At 38.6% G+C, this 19,064-nt stretch carries 11 protein-coding genes; 4 read left to right on the forward strand and 7 right to left on the reverse strand.

All coding sequences use genetic code 11. The annotated features are described in order from the left end of the window. Window positions 1–2 precede the first annotated feature (2 nt). From LT090_RS15570 to LT090_RS15580, 3 genes are all read left to right on the forward strand, one after another. Window positions 3–2,561 (forward strand): beta-glucosidase, encoded by a 2,559-nt coding sequence (locus LT090_RS15570; RefSeq protein ID WP_068544460.1) that lies wholly within the window; start codon window positions 3–5, stop codon window positions 2,559–2,561. 252 nt (window positions 2,562–2,813) lie between these two features. Then, the gene (locus tag LT090_RS15575) at window positions 2,814–5,927 is read left to right on the forward strand and encodes a hypothetical protein (protein ID WP_068544461.1); all 3,114 of its coding nucleotides are present in this window, start codon (window positions 2,814–2,816) and stop codon (window positions 5,925–5,927) included. A gap of 110 nt (window positions 5,928–6,037) precedes the next feature. Beyond that, a complete protein-coding gene (locus LT090_RS15580; protein WP_068544462.1) occupies window positions 6,038–6,964 on the forward strand; it encodes an alpha/beta hydrolase in 927 nt (308 codons plus the stop codon). 62 nt (window positions 6,965–7,026) lie between these two features. On the opposite strand, the gene LT090_RS15585 is transcribed toward LT090_RS15580, so the two are convergent. Continuing rightward, window positions 7,027–7,923: a permease gene (locus LT090_RS15585; RefSeq protein WP_082897023.1), complete on the reverse strand. Its 897-nt coding sequence runs from the start codon at window positions 7,921–7,923 to the stop codon at window positions 7,027–7,029. A 124-nt stretch (window positions 7,924–8,047) separates the two neighbouring features. Here LT090_RS15585 and LT090_RS15590 point away from each other — a divergent pair, with 124 nt between their 5' ends. Further along, the gene (locus LT090_RS15590; RefSeq protein ID WP_068544464.1) at window positions 8,048–8,335 is read left to right on the forward strand and encodes an ArsR/SmtB family transcription factor; all 288 of its coding nucleotides are present in this window, start codon (window positions 8,048–8,050) and stop codon (window positions 8,333–8,335) included. A 193-nt stretch (window positions 8,336–8,528) separates the two neighbouring features. Here LT090_RS15590 and LT090_RS15595 read toward each other — a convergent pair whose 3' ends face one another. The 6 genes from LT090_RS15595 to LT090_RS15620 all read right to left on the reverse strand — a co-directional run bounded on the left by LT090_RS15595 (window position 8,529) and on the right by LT090_RS15620 (window position 19,030). Further along, a complete protein-coding gene (locus LT090_RS15595) occupies window positions 8,529–10,145 on the reverse strand; it encodes a leucine-rich repeat domain-containing protein (RefSeq protein ID WP_068544465.1) in 1,617 nt (538 codons plus the stop codon). A gap of 165 nt (window positions 10,146–10,310) precedes the next feature. Next, complete coding sequence (locus tag LT090_RS15600) at window positions 10,311–13,109, reverse strand: TonB-dependent receptor (RefSeq protein WP_068544466.1); 2,799 nt, start codon at window positions 13,107–13,109, stop codon at window positions 10,311–10,313. Between the two features lie 374 nt (window positions 13,110–13,483). Further along, the gene (locus LT090_RS15605; protein ID WP_068544467.1) at window positions 13,484–13,768 is read right to left on the reverse strand and encodes an EF-hand domain-containing protein; all 285 of its coding nucleotides are present in this window, start codon (window positions 13,766–13,768) and stop codon (window positions 13,484–13,486) included. A gap of 56 nt (window positions 13,769–13,824) precedes the next feature. Then, entirely contained in the window at window positions 13,825–15,120 is a 1,296-nt protein-coding gene (locus LT090_RS15610) for a sugar MFS transporter (RefSeq protein WP_068544468.1), read from the reverse strand. 148 nt (window positions 15,121–15,268) lie between these two features. Continuing rightward, entirely contained in the window at window positions 15,269–16,702 is a 1,434-nt protein-coding gene (locus LT090_RS15615) for a sulfatase (protein ID WP_082897013.1), read from the reverse strand. A gap of 12 nt (window positions 16,703–16,714) precedes the next feature. Further along, window positions 16,715–19,030: a glycoside hydrolase family 3 N-terminal domain-containing protein gene (locus LT090_RS15620; RefSeq protein WP_068544469.1), complete on the reverse strand. Its 2,316-nt coding sequence runs from the start codon at window positions 19,028–19,030 to the stop codon at window positions 16,715–16,717. Window positions 19,031–19,064 lie beyond the last annotated feature (34 nt).

The raw sequence follows: 19,064 nt of genomic DNA on the forward strand, positions 1-19,064 counted from the left end.
CAATGAACCATAAACTAAAAATAATCGCTGCGGCATTACTCAGTGCAAGTACAGCCGCCTGCATTGAAGTAAAATCAGGCTCTACTGAACAACAAGCAGCTGCTCAATCGCCATTAGAAACTCGCCTTGCTGGTGTTGAAGAAAAGGTAGAGAGCTTACTTTCCCAATTAACATTAGAAGAAAAAGTTTCTCTAGTTCATGCGAACAGTAAATTTGCTATTGCTTCTATAGAACGCTTGGGCATCCATGAAATGTGGATGTCAGATGGCCCTCATGGGGTACGTCAAGAAGTATCACGTGATAGTTGGAAATCAGCGGGTTGGACTGATGATCAGTCGACTTACCTTCCGCCTTTAACGACAGTTGCAGCAAGTTGGAACCCTGAAATGTCAACATTACATGGTAATGTACTAGGCGCCGAAGCGAGACATCGTCGCAAAGATGTGATTTTAGGACCTGGAGTTAACTTAGCACGATTGCCAACTTATGGTCGTAACTTCGAATACTTCGGTGAAGACCCATATTTAGCATCAGTAATGGTGATTCCTGAAATCAAAGCAATTCAAGCAAACGATGTGGCAGCTAATTTAAAACATTACGCCCTAAACACTCAAGAGTTAAACCGTCAAAAAGTAGATGCTATTCCTGATGAGCGTACGTTGCGCGAAGTATACTTACCTGTATTTGAAGCAGGTGTTAAAGAAGCAGGCGTATACACGATTATGGGTGCATACAATAGCTTCCGCGGTACAAACGCAAACCAAAGCAAATACCTAGTTAACGATATTTTGAAAGGTGAATGGGGCTTTGACGGTATTTTACTTACCGATTGGGACGTAAACATTAATACATACGATGCAGCTATGAACGGCTTAGACATCGAAATGGGTACCCGCGCTGAAAGCTATGATGATTATAAACTTGCTAAGCCATTCTTAAAGATGCTTAAAGAGGGTAAAATCCCTGTATCTGTTTTAGACGATAAAGTCCGTCGAATTCTTAGAATACAATTACGTATTGGTATGATGGATAAAAGCCGTTTATCTGGACAACGTAATATTCCTGAGCATAGAGAAGCAGCACGTAAAATTGCAGAAGAAGGTATCGTATTACTGAAAAACGAAGGAATTCTTCCTCTAAACAAAGATGAAGTGAAGAATATTTTAGTACTAGGGCCAAATACCGACAGAGAACACGGTAAAGGTGGTGGTTCATCACAAGTTAAATCACTTTACGAAGTAAGCCCTATTGAAGGTTTACAAGAAAAGCTTGGCGACAATGTAAATATTACTTTCTTACGTACTCGCCCTGAAACTGGTATTCCAGCTATTGCCGGCGATTACATTATTAGAAGTAATCCAGGTACAGGTACACCAGCTTGGCAACAATCTGATTGGAAAGAAAAAGAACGTAAAAATTGGAAGCATTGGGCATGGGTTCCTGACTCAGGGTATACTGCACCTGCTGATTCTGTGATGGAACATGTTACCATGAAGACCACTATCAAGCCTTTAGAGTCTGGTGTTCATACGTTAAAACTAAGCGTTGTTGGTGATTTCAGATTAAAAGTTAATGGTAAAAAAGTACTAGAGCATTCAAGTACTGATGGTAAAGAATTTAACTACCCTCTTGAGCTAAGCACTGATAAAGAGTACAAGTTTGAACTGCAATACGACGGCAACAAAAGCTTTATTTTAGGCTGGGACGCTCCAAGCAGTCTATTTAGTACTAAAGAAGAATACGTAGCAGCCGCGAAATCTGCTGATGCAGTAATCTACTTTGGTGGCTTAAGTCATGCAGATGACCGTGAATCTCAAGACCGTGTGAACATGAAATTACCTAACGGACAAGATGAAGTAATCGAAACATTACTTGCTGCTAATCCAGATACAGTAATTTTCTTAAATGCAGGATCTGCGGTAGAAATGCCATGGGTAGATAACGCTAAAGCAATTATGTGGGGCTGGTACGGCGGCATGGAAGGTGGTCACGCATACGCGGACGCGCTATTTGGTGACATTAACCCAAGCGGTAAAATGCCAATCACTTTACCTGTTGCGTTAGAAGACACTGCTGCAATTGCGCTAAATGATTACAACTCAAAAGAGTCTTTCTACAAAGAAGGTGTATTTATTGGTTACCGTTGGTTTGAACAGCAAAGCATTAAGCCAATCTTCCCATTCGGACACGGTTTATCTTACACTACATTCAGCTATGACAATGTTGAATTATCTTCTTCATCTATTTCAGCTGGCGAAGAGCTTACTGTAAACGTAAATGTTACCAATACAGGTAAAGTTGCGGGTAGCGAAATCGTACAGCTTTACTTAAACGATGTAGAAGCAAGTGTTGAACGTCCGGCTAAAGAGTTAAAAGGCTTTGGTAAAGTTCATTTACAACCTGGTGAAACTAAAACCGTTAGCATGACCTTAAAACAGCGTGACTTATCATTCTGGGATATTAATACTAACGATTGGTTAGCTGAAGCGGGTCAATTTGATGTTCATATTGGTGCTTCTCATACAGATATTAAATTAACCACGAGTTTTCAATATCAATAAATATTAAACATTTAGCTGTAAATTTTCCTTCGTAAAATTAACCAGCCAAATGCTAAAAATAAGTTAATCAAAACCAACAAATGCTATGTATTTGTTGGTTTTTTATTAACCACTTGTAAATATGTAAAGTTTTGTAAAGTTAAAGCTTGATAACGATGTCAAATGTGGTAGATTAATATACAGATAAATTTTATTACTTTGCGATAAAAATATAGAAAGGGCAGAGTAGAATGACAAGTTATGGGGAACCTAATGACACCTAAAAAACCAACTACTGTTAAACTAACAAATTTAGCGAAGGCGATGACTGTTGCTTTTGCATTACCAATGACAGCCTTAGCAGCTGAAGATCCAAACTTTCCTGAATTAACCGGTTCAACGGTCATGAGTCATAAATCAGAAAGCGGTTTAAACTTGCTCCACAACGGCACAGTAGAAACTTGTGTTAGAGATATCGATTCAGATAATACTGATTTTACCGCTGACCCAGATTCTCTATGTAATAGTGACATCGATTATATGTGGGGCTTTGTAAACTATTCTCGAAGTACAGATACAGGTGATGGTAGTAATTACTCGCTAAATTCAAAACTTGCCAAAGGTACACGCAAATCTGATCCTGAATTTGTTAGTGTAACTGGAGTAACTAAACTTTATTTAAAGGCAGATATCAAAGTTTTAGCAGCTGGGGGCAGTAGAGCCGACCGACTACGAATTAAAATCCCTAAGAAAACAGACCCAACAAAATTTGCATATTTAAATATCGAAGCGCCAACTGCTGTCGGCGATTGGGAGACACTTAGTGCGGAGTTTGATTTGACGGGCAATGTCAACTTTGATGTTCCTTTTACTGGTGATATCGCATTCTTTATGGCAACAGAAGATGGCAATGAAGTTTTAATCGACAACGTAATAATGTTTTCTGACGTTGATTTTGCTAATTATACACCTGTGAGTGATGAGGCGGATGAAGATGGTGATGGATTCTCTGATGAAGCAGAGAAAGCTGTATTTAGTGATCATACTGACGCTAGTATTACCCCAGAAAATGCTAATAACGATGGAGATGAATATCTTAACACTGTTGAAATTGAAGAAGGCAGCGATCCAAAAGACCCCAACAAAACGCCAATCGATGTTGATGGCGATGGTGTTACCAATTCGCTATTAAGCTCTGGTTCAATTGAAAATGGTGCTGATGATTACCCAGAAGACCCAGCTGTTAGTTTAGATACTGATGGCGATACTTACCCTGATAGCCTAAATGATATCAACGATAGCTGTGATCAAGTCTGTTTAGATGCATCTGATTATATTATTGATGCTTTCCCAGATGAAAAAGAAGCGCATTTAGATGCTGATAATGATGATTTAGCCGATGCTTGTTTAGTTGAGCTTGATGGCGATGCTCCTGCTTCACCTGAACTAGAAGGTACTCAAACGTGTGGCTTAACAGCTGTACCTGTCGATTACGATAATGATGAAGATGGTTTCAAAAACGAAGAAGAAATCATGGGCGGCAGTAATCCAAACGATGCAGGCAGTATCCCTACAGACCCTGATAGCGATGGTTGGGATAACGATGTTGATGAATACGATGATCTAAATATGTTTAGCCAACCTACTACAAATTTATTATCAGCCGTAGGCTTTGATGCTGAAGCTAACACCACAGGGTGGTCTCATACTGCAAATTCGACTATTGACCAAACGATAGGTCGAGATGGCGAAACCACCGCGGCATTCAAAATTGTTTCTGATGCGGCTGAGAATCGTTATGAAGGCCCTCTATTAGAAATAGCTGAAGAGAAAGACGCTAAAGCATTCCGCATTGGTGGCTGGATTAAAATTGAAGACTCTCTAGAACGCGAAGCATTAGATGTTCTTGACCGTATATTTTTAAGAATTGCGGTTAAATACCATGATGAAAGTATTTCTGGCGGTGCATTCCCTGGCTACTATGCAAATCAAAACTCAGATGAGAATAAGCTTAAACTTGTTGAAGTTTACGCTATGGAAGAAAACAATGGTTGGCTTTATGTTGAGTCACAATCATTATTAGCCGGTGCGGTTAAATCTATTGCACCTAATTTAGTATTTAAAACTAAAGCAGCTGGTCCTGTAACATTATGGATTGATGAATTAGAAGTTAATTTTGCTGAAGGTGGTGATGCTGACGCAGCGACGGATACTGAAGTTATGATCGATGCTATTGATAGCGATGATGATAACGACGATATCAAAGATGGCTTAGACGATACGCCATTAGGCGATGCGGGCACTGATCTTGATGACGATGAGATTTGGGATGCTTACGATGACGATCATGATAATGATTTAATCGCCAACGCAATTGATGACGACTTCACACCATTATTTTTAAGCGAGTTAGAGGTTAAGGAAAGTAACGGTACTTATACAATTACTGCAAACGCAGTCGATGGCGATGATGACAATCTAACTTATCGTTGGAATGTATTTACTACAGATATCGCTGAAGATGGTACATTTACTGCTGAAGAAACCGAACTTTCAGAAAGTGGTAATAGCATTATGCTAAATGCAGCAGATTACCCACCTGGATTCCAAGTTCCTATTACTGTTACTGCAGTAACAACAGCAGAATCAATTGCAAAACAAACTGTTATTTCTATGCCTGGCGAGAAGCTTAATTTTATTCCACAAATTGCTGATTCAGAGCCAGTGGCAGACAACTTTGCAGATACATTGAGTTTAACCGCTGATGTATTTGATTTCGACGAAGAAGATACTATTACTTACCAATGGGAAATCAATGGTGAAGTTGTAGGTTCTAATTCAGCAGATATCTCTATTAGCAATGCTGATTATGCACCAGGTACTGAATTAACGGTTGTATTAACTGTTTCAGACGGTAAAGATTCAGCGATGAAGACATGGCAGTTAGTGACTAACCGCTTACCAGAAGTAAACATTGTAACCACTGAAGTTGACGCTGATAACACAACATTCTCAATTGGTTACCTTGATGAAGATGGTACTCTTGTATTAGGTGCTCAAGACGCAGAAGCGGATTCATTCTCTTACCTTTGGACAATGACTATTGATGGCGTTGAATACTTGTTAGATGAATCTGAAGCTAACGGCAGAGAATTCAGTATCAATCGCAAGGATTATCAAGCTGGAAGTGTTATTGAGTTGACAGCAACAGCAACTGATTTGAATCGTCCAACTCACGTTGTTTCGGCAACCGCATCAATTAGTTTAGATGCAATTGCTGCGGACAATGATGGTGAAATTTACCCAGAAGGTGATGATGGCGGTGCTACATGGTGGTTAATCGCGTTACTTGTACCAGCATTTATTCGTCGACGTTTTTATAAGTAGTACGAATTAAAATTAAATAAAAAGGTGCTTATTAGCACCTTTTTTTATATGGTTTAAATATTATTTCATTAAGTAATACTAAGTATAATTCAACAGCGAAGACCGATATCATGAAAGCTAATAACCTTACCCAATCTTGGCATCTATTATTGTTCATTGTTTACTTGATAAGTAGCAATGCTCTAGCGAACAATAAACAATCTTCCAACTCATCCATTACTCTTGAAAATGTAAGCTATGGTGAGCATAAAAATCAAATCTTAGATTTTCGCAAAGCTGACGTTGATTCATTGGCACCGTTAGTGATTTATATTCATGGCGGAGGTTTTACTGGGGGCTCTCATGACAAAGTAAACCCTCGTAAAGTTAAACGCTTTTTAGATGCTGGAATCCATCATATCTCAATTGAATATCGCTTCTTGAAACATGCTAACTTCCCTGCTCAACATGAAGATGTAATTCGTGCTTTACAGTTTATTCGTAGTAAAGCTAAAGAATGGGGTATTAATAAGAATAAAATAGCCGCATACGGCGGCTCAGCCGGAGGTCAACTCGTCGCTTACTTAGCTTGGCATGACGATTTTGCCGATGTAAAAAGCGATGATCCTATATCCCGTGAATCAACACGCTTAATCGCGGTAGCGCCAAGAGCCGTTCAATCCACCATTGATCTAAGTTGGTGGCATGAAAATATACCAGGATATCTTAAATCATTTCATAAGCAATTTTGGCAATCCGATGGCGAACCAAAACACAATCCTGAACAGTCTAAATTAATTAAGGAACTTTCTATTATTAATCATATTAGCGCTGACGATCCGCCAACATTTTTATCGTTTTCCAGCAGTCCAGGCGAGCCTATACCTAATAAAAATAAAAGGAAATTAAAGGGCTGGGTTACCCATCATGTGAATTTTGGATTAGCTCTTGAAAAAGAGCTCAAAGCAAAAGGTGTGGAGACTCATCTTAAGTATCCTAAAAACAAAGCGGGTTTTGCAGATGACATCGAGTTTTTGATACACCATTTGAACAAGTAGAATGAGAATTACCTCTTAATAGACGACAAAAACACGTCACCGAACAGTGACGTGTTTTAAGTTTAAAAGATAAATTGATATAAAAAGCCTGCTGCAATAGCCATCGATAAGATCACCGTTAGGAAAGCAATTATCATTTGGTTTTTAAAAATAGATTTCAATAAAACCACTTCAGTTAGACTAGCGCCGGCACTACCTATAATTAGCGCCATTACTGCGCCTAATCCCATTCCCTTTGCAGCTAATGCTGCGCTTAATGGAATCACCGCTTCAGCTCTGATATATAGTGGAATACCAATTACCGCAGCGACAGGAATTGCAAAAGGGTTATCATCGCTGGCAATACTTGCGACAAATTCAGTAGGCATAAAACCATATATCAATGAACCAACAGCGATACCTCCAATTAAGTAAGGCAAAACTTTCTTAAAGTCAGCCCACGTTGTATGCCATATTCGTCTCCACTTACTTATTGTTTTGCCAGTTTTACCGCAGGTTGCAGCACAGCCACTGCTTTTAGGTTCAATGTATGCTTCAGCCTTAATGTATTTTTCAAAGTCTAATTTCTCTAACAAAAAACCGGCGATTACGGATACTCCCATTGCAATAACGAAATAAAAAGCGGTTACTTTTAGGCCAAATGTCACAGCAAACAAGCCAATAATGATTGGATTAAGCAATGGGCTTGCAAATAAAAATACCATCATAGTACCAAAGCCAGCTTTAGCCCTTAGTAAGCCCTTTAAAAAAGGAATGGTGGAACATGAGCAAAATGGTGTGATAGCGCCTAAGAAGCCCGCTATGATATATCCTTTACCATTCTTAGAACTCAATATGCTTTGTATTTTACTTGGCGGTATATACTCTTGTAGCACTCCGACTAAATAGCTAATAAGTAAAAACAGTAAGGTTAATTCAACCGCCAAAAAGACAAACATATCTAATGCGTTGAAAATCATTTCATTGGTAATAGTCACAATTAATATCTCTATATTTCTAGATTTGTCGAATTATATAGATAATAGTGGTACTGTCAATATATTTCTAGTAATATCGAAATATAAACTAAATGGAGAATACATTATGGATATCGATATTATCGCTAAAGCCCTAAAAGAATTAGGCCACCCTACTCGTTTAGCAATTTTTAAACGCCTAGTAAAATCAGGTAAACAAGGACTAGCCGTTGGTGTTGTACAAGAAGAATTAGCTATTCCAGGATCGACTTTGTCACACCATATTTCCGGTTTAGCGTCGGCAGGACTTATTAGCCAACGTCGTGAAGGCAGGATTCTTTATTGTGTAGTGGAATATGAAAAACTACTTTCGGTAATAGCATTTCTTCAAAGTGAATGTTGTATCGATGAGTAGATAAACGTTGAATAAGCTAAACAAAACTAAATAAAGCTAAATAAAGCTAAATAAAGCTAAATAAAGCTAAATAAAGCTAATTTATATTCGTTTAAAAACAAAAAATCCAAGAGCATGCTCTTGGATTTTTACTTGGCACCTTTAATGACTTAAGGCAATTTAGTCACTAATGTTTGCTGTAGTGGTGTCGCGTTTAAGGAACACACGTAAACACACCGGTGATCACGGTAATGCCGTTTGACGTTAACGTATCAATATCTGAACATTTAATGTTGGCCGTATTCTTATGGTTAATATCAAGTACCGTTAGATTTGGCATATCTTTAAACGCTAGGATTGAAGTGATATTCGGGTTATTACCAATGTATAACTCTTCTAACGTAGACGCCGTTGCGATTTCAACTAAAGCAGCATCATCTAAGGCACTACCCATAAGTTTTAAAAATACTAATCCATCACCTTCAACTTCAGGATTATCAAAGTTCTTGATAGTCGCGTAGTCTAAGCCTTTGTAGCCATTGATATTGAGTTTTTGTAACTGACTCACATTATTAATTAAATACTGTAACGTTTCATCACCAGCAGCCTTTAACGTATCTGAATATTGAATATTGATATCGATTAATAATTCCAAATCTGCGATGTATTCGAATCCTTCAGCAGATGGTAATGACGGCTTATTAGTATAAAGCGTTGTTAACCAAGCAAAGTTTTCGACACCTTGAAGTGACTCAATATATTTATAGTCTGCTGAACCACAGTTTAATGAAGTAACCTGGCCAACCATAGTCCAAGCACCTTCCGCCACTCTATCATCGAAACATTCCTGCAATAATGGATCAGTAAATATTGGATCAGAAGGATCGCCTGACTCACGTAAAATCTGATCGAAAGTCGAAGTTTCGGTAATAATACATGAACTTGGACCCGAATAATTAATGGTATCTAACAATTGTTCTTCAAAGTCACGGTTATCATAGCAATCAACATTAGTGTCCGATAACACTAGATCTGTAAGAGAGGTCAGTTTTTCCAAACCTTTAACATCAGTAAACTCAGGAGAGCTACAGGTTAACTGTTTAAAATCAACCACAAGACCCGATGGCGGCGTCTGCCCTTCAATACAAGCTGCAACGTCTTCACTCATATCGATATTGGCAATAATACATACCGATGGACTTGCCACAGTAACACCTTCATTAGCAGCGACATAAGCTGCTGTGTCAGCGCAATTGATTGAAGTATTGGTGATATCAAGATCAGTTAAATTGGTGAATATCTCTACGCCATCCATATTGACAATTAGTTGGTTATTACAGGTTAATGTGGTTACTTCTTCCACCGACGACCAACCATTGGTTGCAAACTGTTCTACAACACATCCTCTGAACTCCGAATCGGTAAAAATTAATCCGTTATAGAAACAAGATTCAGGTTGTACTGTAACCGCCGGAGTATCATCACCCAACGCTGCAGCATCTGCAGCAAGCTGTTGGTCAAAGGTATCTAGCAATGCACAACTAAGTCCTGATTCAGTTAAATCTATCGAAACCAACTCTTTGAAGTTGGCTAAACCAGTAACGCTTTCAATTGCGTCAGTACATACTAAGCTAGTTAACTCTGCTGAAGTTTTGACATCTTGTTCTTCTATCGAACTTTCCACACAGGCTTTCAAATTGGCATCTTGATATTCAATCGATGCCAAAAACTTGTCGAATGTTTCTGTATTGCCAGAGCTATCCACCCCATCGTCACAGGCAGCAAGTGTTAATATCGCTAACGACAACATGGTAATTTTTTGTAATTTCATGGCTGTTTCCTTGTAAGTAGAATGTTTTAGTTTTTATCTCTACTTGTTTCAATCATTTTTCGTTTTACACAAAAGCAATAAACCTTTGCTTTTATGTGTCACGTTTTAAGTTTACCGCCGTCAGTGCCAATCTATAGTCACTAACATTGACGGCAAACTCATTTATTAAAAGTTATATTTAACTGTCACGTTATAGCTACTACCATTATCGGTAACAGAATAAGCTCTTGAATCATCACCTACGTATTCATAAGTTTTTTCGCCAGTGAGGTTTCTTGCGTTAAAACTAACCGAAAGCGGCTTGGAAATACGATAGCTTGCAGTGAAATCTAGTTGATCAAAATCATCAACATAAATTGCTTCACCCGACCAAGAAAACTGTCTGAAATATTCACTACGATAGTTGTAGGCTAGTCGTGCACTAAAACCATACTTTTCCCAATAAATTGTCGCATTAGCTGTATCTTGTGAAAGACCAGGCAACGTCATAAACTCGCCGGTCACTTCGTTTACTAATTTAGTTTCACTATCGTTATAGGTGTAGTTTATTGCTGTACCAAAACCGCTCCAAAAACCGGGTAAGTTAGTGAATGCTTGTTGATAACTAAGCTCGACACCTTCAACCGAAGCGTCATCAGCATTTATAGGTTGCTGTACATCAACGGGCCAACCATCAGCTACGTCTGGTAACACTCTATTTTCTGTAACAACAACAACGAAATCGGAAATGTCTTTGTAAAACACGCCGGCAGATAATAAACCTTCACTATTGAAATACCATTCTAGGCTCAAATCAAACTGATTAGCGCGAAACGGTGATAATTTAGGGTTACCCAATTTAAAAACCTGGTTGCCATTATCGGTTGCGGGACGATAGCTAGATGATAATTGACCGTGACTAGGACGCGACATAACCGCAGCACCAGCGGCACGCACTACCACATCATCATGTGGCACAAACGCAAGGTTTACACTTGGTAATACATCATCGTAGTCATGCTTAATCGTTGTCCAAACCCAATCTGGGTTGTTCTCAACTCTCTTATTTGCGCTCGATTCGATATCCGTTGTTACATAACGTACACCAGCATTACCACGAACAGGAATACCTAATACTTCACTGCTGATGTTCAACTGCCCATATATCGCAGCTGTATCTTCAATAACTTCATATCGTTCGTATGGAATTTCAACTTGCTCGCGTAAAGTTGCAAAATTCTTATCCAACGCTTTTGTATCTGGGCTATACCAAGAATCAAATGGCGCATTATGCAACATATCAGACACATGAATGTAATTACCAAAATCAGCTAGATTGGCGTATTCACCACCATTGGCTTCTTTAATTTGCTCTAAATACTCTAAGTTTTCAGCACCCGATGAATTGTTAGCCGTCGAAAAGTACTCTTTTTCGCCGCTTTCATAGCGTGCACCAAATTCAAAAGAACGAAAATAGTCATTATCTAGTTCCCAGTCCAAGTCAACTTGGAAATATTCGCTAGTATTTTCTGTATCAAAATATTTTAATTTATATTGCTCAAGTAATAAGTTTTGCGGTTCCATCGCATTTAGTTCTGCAGTTGTCTCAGGGTAGATCACTTCTGGCATATATGAACCATTCTCGATGGTGTAACCTAAGCCATTTACCTGCGTGCTAAAAGTAGCCTGAGTTTGGTCTTGGGTTAACGTCGCTTTGCTCGAACCTAAGGCCGTTGATATTGTCCAGTTGTCATTAATCAAATATTCAGCACCAAGGTTCACCCCAGTGGTTTCATCTTCATACTCACGATCGTATGACACTTGGTTAAAATTAAATTTTGAACCGGCTGTAATATCAGACACTTGCGAAATTACATTAAGACCATCGATTACGATGCTATCCTCTTGAACAGCTAACTTATCAGCATCCCTGAATTCAGCAAGGCTATCGGTAGATAATCGATTACGAGTTTGCTTTGCATATAATATGCCTAGGTTTATATCTAGGTCGTCCATTGGTATCCATTGTGCGCTTAACGCAACGTTTAAACGTTCACGTTCATCTTCAATGGTTTGCGAGCCGATATTTTCCATACGGTAGACACCGCCACCTTCGCCATTTTCATCGGCGGGAATATACCCTTCAGCATCAACGTAAGGGATCCCTTGTGTAAAACGGTTATCAGGGTTTTGTAGTGACCAACCACGCGACGTCATTCTATTCTGTAAAATTGTACGTTCAAAATAACTTACGGTAGTGCTTAGTGCGAACGTTTCATCATCATTTACGCGGTTGATAAATAGGTTTGCGCCGGGACCGGCTTCACCAGATAATTCGTTAAAATCAGACTTGATTGAGACTGTACCTTTATCACCTACAGCAATCGGCTTACGTGTTTTTAAATTAACCGTTCCACCGATTGAACCTTCAACCATGTTTGCTGTTGGACTCTTAAATACTTCGATACCACCAACCATTTCGCTGGCAATGTTATTTAAGTTGGTTGCACGGGAGCTGCCATCAGTCGCAACGTTCATCGAGCCTGCGTTACCGCTAGCCATAGATTGACCGTTGACTGTAACCTTACTAAGACCTGGATCCATGCCACGGATACTGACATATTCACCTTCACCAGCTGCTCGGCTCATGGACACACCAACAACACGAGAAATTGCTTCTGCGATATTATCGTCTGGAAGTTTACCAATATCTTCGGCAGAAACACCGTCCATAACTTGATCAGCATAACGTTTGGCGTTCATCGAACGCTTTAAACTACCACGCGTACCTTGTACTTCTATGACTTCAATACCTTCGACTTGTTCTTCGGTATCGTCATTCTCTTTTTCAGCTTCTTGTTCGTTAGTAACGGTTTCAGTTTCCACTTCAACCTTTGCTGTGCTTTCTTCTTGAGCCCATGCAGTGCCATGTAAAATAGCTAAGATACTAAGAGCCAACAGTGACTTTTTAGACTTGTCTAGCATTTCCTTCCCCTGAGTTATCGTTTTCAATAGTTGCGACTAAATCTACAACTAAGGCGCTTTTATTATTAGTTTTATAATGAACTAGGATACCTCAACTGATAACGATGTCAAAGCGAAAATTTACATAACTTTACAAATACGTATCAATTTAACCTATTCACCCCCACGCCCATCAAATATAAAACACCAAACCACAAATAAAACACCAAAATAGCTATTAAATTCAATTACTTGCAACATTATTAGGTGATCGACATGTAGATAACTACACTTAAACTTAAGTATCAAAAAATTTAACAAAATTATCTTTTTAAGATAAAAAAACCCTAGATAAAGTGTTTTATCTAGGGTTTTTACTAAATTAACTGTTTACATTATTTCTGTGGCTTGGTATTCCACTCTTCGATACTAATTTCACCGTCACCATTTAGATCTTTCTTTTTAAATCCATTTTTAAGTTTTTTCGCTTGCACTTCAGGATCAGTAATATTTTTTTTCTCAAAGTACTTCTGTAAGTTAACTTCAAATTCAGTAATATTTATGGTGCCATTTTTATCTGCATCGAGTTGTGCAAAGTATTTCTCAGAAATTGCATTAGCACTACCAATTGAACCTAATAATAAAGCAGCTACCGTCATTGTTTTGTATATTTTTTTCATCTTGCTTCCCCATTTTTATGATTTTTTTAATAATAGTTTTGAATTATAAACTTTGATTAGGCCTTTCTGATCAAAGCGCCTTTGTAACCATAGTAGGCGATAAATACATAACACGCGGCAGGTAAAATAAAGCCTAATTGAATACCAATCGTATCTGCTAACACACCTTGAAGCAATGGAATTAAAGCACCACCAACAATCGCCATACATAAAATTCCAGAGCCTTGGCTCGTCGCTTTGCCTAAATCGGCTACGCCTAATGAAAATATGGTAGGGAACATAATTGAATTGCATAGTCCTACAGCTAAAATTGCCGCTGCAGCGGTATAACCATCAGTAAACATTGCGGTAAGTATTAACGCAACTGACGCTATGCCATTAAAACCTAACAATTTGTTGGCCGCAACAACACGCGTTAAAAAGATACCAATAAAGCGGCCAACCATAGCTCCGCCCCAATAAAACATAATGTAATGTGCGGCTTCCGCTTCTGGCATTGCCAAAATGTTTTCTTCACCAAAAAAATTAATCAAAAAACTACCAATAGATACTTCGGCTCCCACATAAAGGAATATACCGATTGCCCCTAATGTTAAATGAGGAAATTTCCAAGCTGACTTCACATTGCTGTCGACAACATCGTTACCTTCAATAGTGTCGATAGTCGGTAGTTTTAAGCAAACAAAAATCGCCGCCAAAACAAACCATGAGATTGCCAAACCTACGTATGGAATTTGTACTGCCTCGGCTTCAGCAAGTCGATGCGCGGCTTGCTCAGCTTCACTCATCATTGCCAATTCTTCAACACCAATGGCTACGCCCGATAAAATCAATAAACCACCAAAATAAGGCGCGACAGTCGTACCAAAAGCGTTAAAAAACTGAGTTAGGATTAATCGACTTGAAGCAGTTTCCTTTTTACCAAGCGCTGTAACATAAGGGTTTGCTGACACTTGTAAACAAGTAATACCAGATGCCAAAACAAATAGTGCAGCTAAGAATACAGGATAAGACTGCATACTTGCCGCAGGGTAAAACATTAAACAACCAAGACCTGCAACGATTAAACCAGCGACAATACCATGCTTATAACCTATTTTTTCAATTAACTTTGCCGACGGTAATGACATAACAGCATAAGCAGTGAAGAAACAAAACTGGATCAGCATTGCTTGGGTATAACTTAATGAAAATACGTTCTTTAAATGAGGGATTAAAATGTCGTTTAAGCAGGTTACAAAACCCCACATAAAGAATAATGAAGTTAGGATCACCAAACTCACATTATGATTTAGATTTCCATCATTTTGCGTAGTTGAAACAGGGGTATTTGTGCTAGTAATTGTAGCCATTTTTTTTCACTCTAAATTTTTAATTATTATCGATGATTGGGTTAGCATACATCAATTGATATCGTTGTCAAATATGATATATACCATTAATAATTTAATAGAAAGCCTCTGTATTGATTAATTAAGAGGCTTTAAAACTGTAAGATATTTATTTCAAACGTTGTAAGCCTTTACCGTTGGCTCTTAATAATGCAGCTAAATTATCAACAACGTCTTTGTATTTTTCGTCATTGATTACGTTAATCGTTTCACCTGGATCTTTTTCCATATCGTATAAGTCTCGGTAAACGACTTTTTTAGTTTTGCTTAGCCATTCGGTATAACGGTACTTTTCAGTTCGCATAGAATAACCATATGCTCCCACTCGCTTATATTGGCTAATAGCTACAGGTTGCTTGCTTTCTTTTTGCCCTGTCATTGCAGGTACTAACGAATCACCTTGTAGCTCATATGGCGCTGGTAATTTATTCAGCTCTGCCAATGTTGGATATATATCCATTAAACCAACTGGCTTCTTATAAATTGTTGCTTTTTGCCCTGGCACCTTGATAATTAGTGGCACATGATTCGCTTGTTCCATGGTGGTATGTTTTCCCCACATACCGTGATCGCCTAAATGAAAGCCGTGATCACCCCATAAAACAATAATGGTATTATCAGCTTCACCAGTCGCTTCAAGTTCAGAAATTAGATTACCAACTAAATAGTCTACAAATGTTACAGCAGCATAATAACCATGAATTAACTCTCTTTGATGAGCTTCTGAAAATGGTCCTTTCGGGTAAGGTTTTATTTTTTCTCCCGGTTTAGGTGTTGGCTTATAGCTGCGCATTTCACCATTATTATTCAAGATGTATTTGGCATTGCTATTTGCCGGCGCAGTCTGAAAACTTTCTAAAGTAAAAGAAGCGGGGTCATACATATCAAAAAATTGTTTCGGCGCAGTAAACGGCAGATGAGGACGCTTATAACCAACCCCTAAAAAGAATGGTTTGTCACTTGCGGCCATTTTTTTAAGGAGCTTAATACTGTGTTTATTAATATTACCATCAACAAATTTTTCAATAGGGCCTTCCAACGATTCAACCGCTAATTTTTGCTTCCCTTTCATAAATGAAGTTGGCGCCTTATAAGGAATTGACCATGATTGCGGATCATCGTTTTTACGACCTGAAACGTTTCTAGGATCGAATATCTTTCCTACTGCAGCGGTTTCGAAACCATTTTGTCGGTATAATTGCGGTAGAGTAACAACATCTGGGTTGACGTTACGAATCTTGTCTTTTAAATTCATAATGCCATTTGTTTCAGGACGCAACCCAGTCAGTAAGCTCATTCTCGAAGGCCCACATACTGGATACTGAGAGTATGCATTAGTAAATAACGTGCCTTGATTCGCTAATGCATCTATATTAGGTGTTTTAATCTGTTCGTTTCCATAAGCACCAATTAATGGTCTTAAGTCGTCTACAGCGATAAACAACACATTAGGTTGCTGTTTTTTGTCGGCAGCGGATGCCAATAAAGGTAGACAGCATAATGATGTCAACAAGATGCTTTTTAGTGATTTTTTAAAGTACATAATTGTCCTTTCTTATTTAACTTGTAAACGGATAGATTGCAGATCGGCATCTCGTGAAGAAGAGCCAACTAAAATATTGAAGCCACCAGCTTCAGTCACCCACTGCATATCCAAATTGTAATAGGCGAGCATTTCTTGATTGACCACGAAGCTCACTTGTTTAGTTTCGCTTGGTTTAAGAGATACTCTTTCAAATCCGCGAAGCTCTTTAACTGCTCTGGTAACTTCACTAAATTCATCATTGATATACAGCTGTACAATCTCGTCACCTGCAACGTCACTGTTATTAGTCACATTAATGCTAACCACTGCTTGTTCTTGACCAGAAATGGTCGACTTATCAATCGATAAATCTGAATATTCAAAGCTTGAATAACTTAAACCAAAACCAAATTCGTATAGATTTTTTGTTGGTAAATCGACATAGCGCTTGAAGTATGTTGAAGGTTTATGATTATACACTGACTGGATATGCCCTTCACTGTATGGCACAGAAATTGGCATTTTAGCGCTTGGGTTCACTTCACCGTACAACACTTCTGCTACTGCCTGGCCACCAAAACTGCCTGGTTCCCATGCTTCTACAATTGCTTCAACATTCTCTGATAACCATGGCTCTGAAATAGGACGACCATTGATTAAAACAACAACAACTGGTTTACCTACGCTATGAATCGCTTTAATTAAATCCAGTTGCTTGCCGTATAAGTCGAGCTCCGCACGTGCAACGTTTTCACCAGATGTTTTACCAGCATTGTCGAATCTCAAAGGATTTTCACCGACAACTACAACACTAATATCAGCATCTTTGGCCTGTTCAGTGGCTTTAGCAATATCTTCATCACTAATCTGTTTAACTTGATTACCTATATCCAAATACTTAACTGAACCTGACGAGTTTAGTTTTTGTAAACCTTCAACAACGGTAATGACGTTGTCTTCTGGCTGTGGCAATGACCAATCACCTAAGGTTGTGTGAGCATTGGCATTCGGGCCAGTAATAAAGATTTTTTGTTTATGATTTAGTGGTAAAATTTTCTCTTCATTTTTTAATAGCACAATCGATTGACGAGCCATTGTTAATGCCGTTTTTTGGTGCTCTGGGTGGAAGTTTAATTTTTCAGCAAGAGTTTCATCTACAAGCGGTTGGTCGAATAATCCGAGGCGAAACTTAGCCATTAATATAGGCTTTACTGATGCATCTAAACGCTGTTCAGTTAAACGACCTTCTTTTACTAATTGCAAAATCGCTTTTGAAAATTGCGGTCCATGCATATTCATATCCATACCCGCATCAACACTTAGTTTTACTGCATCATTATGATTTTCTGCCACTCGGTGAAGTGTATGTAAGCGATCGACATCCAACCAATCGCTAACAACAAAACCAGGAAATTTCCATTCTTCACGAAGTACATCATTGAGTAAAAATTTACTGCCATGAGACGGTTGACCGTTTACTTCATTGTGCGCTGCCATAAAGGTAAAAACACCGGCATCAACAGCCGCTTTAAAAGGAGGAAAATAGTCTTGTCTTAACGTACGTTCTGAAACATCTAGTGGAGCAATGTTAAGGCCATTTATTGAATCGCCACCACCAACAAAATGTTTTGCATTAGCAATTACTTTTTCAGTTCCGGTAAAGTCTCCCTGCTGAAAGCCTTCAATCGTTGCAACTCCCATTTCGGTTACCAAATAAGTATCTTCACCAAACGTTTCACCTACGCGACCCCAACGCGGATCTCGGACGATATCGATATTAGGTGTAAACGTCCAATGTGCACCATTAGCGCGCATCTCTTTAGCCGTTTCAACCGAAGCTTTTCTGACCAAATCAGTATTAAATGAACTCGCTGCGCTTATTGGCGATGGATATACCGTAGCACCATTGACTAATGCATTGCCATGAATAGCATCGATACCAACAATTAACGGGATACCCAAGCGCGATTGCATTGCCAATTTTTGCAACGCATTTGCTTCTTCAGCGTCAACGACATGTAAAAATGACCCTATTTCCCCGTCAACAATCATTTGTTTTAAGTCATCATTGTTTAAACCTGGGTAAAAGCCATGAGCATCTGAGTTATTTAGTTGTTCTGCAGTTAATTGTTTCTCTGCTTCTGCAATATGTTTTAAACCAACAAACTGGCTCATTTGGCCGGCTTTTTCAGCTACAGTCATTCGCGAAATTAAATCATTTACACGCTGTTCGGCAGACAAACTTGCATCTTGGTAAGGCAGTTTAGATTTAGCATGTAATGGAGTTATTGCAATAGACGTTAATGCAAAGGCTGTAAGTAAAGAAAGAGTTATTTTTGTCTTCATAATTTATTTGCTCTATTTTTTAGTCTCACTATTA

The sequence above is a fragment of the Thalassotalea crassostreae genome (assembly GCF_001831495.1).
GTDB classification, from domain to species: domain Bacteria; phylum Pseudomonadota; class Gammaproteobacteria; order Enterobacterales; family Alteromonadaceae; genus Thalassotalea_A; species Thalassotalea_A crassostreae.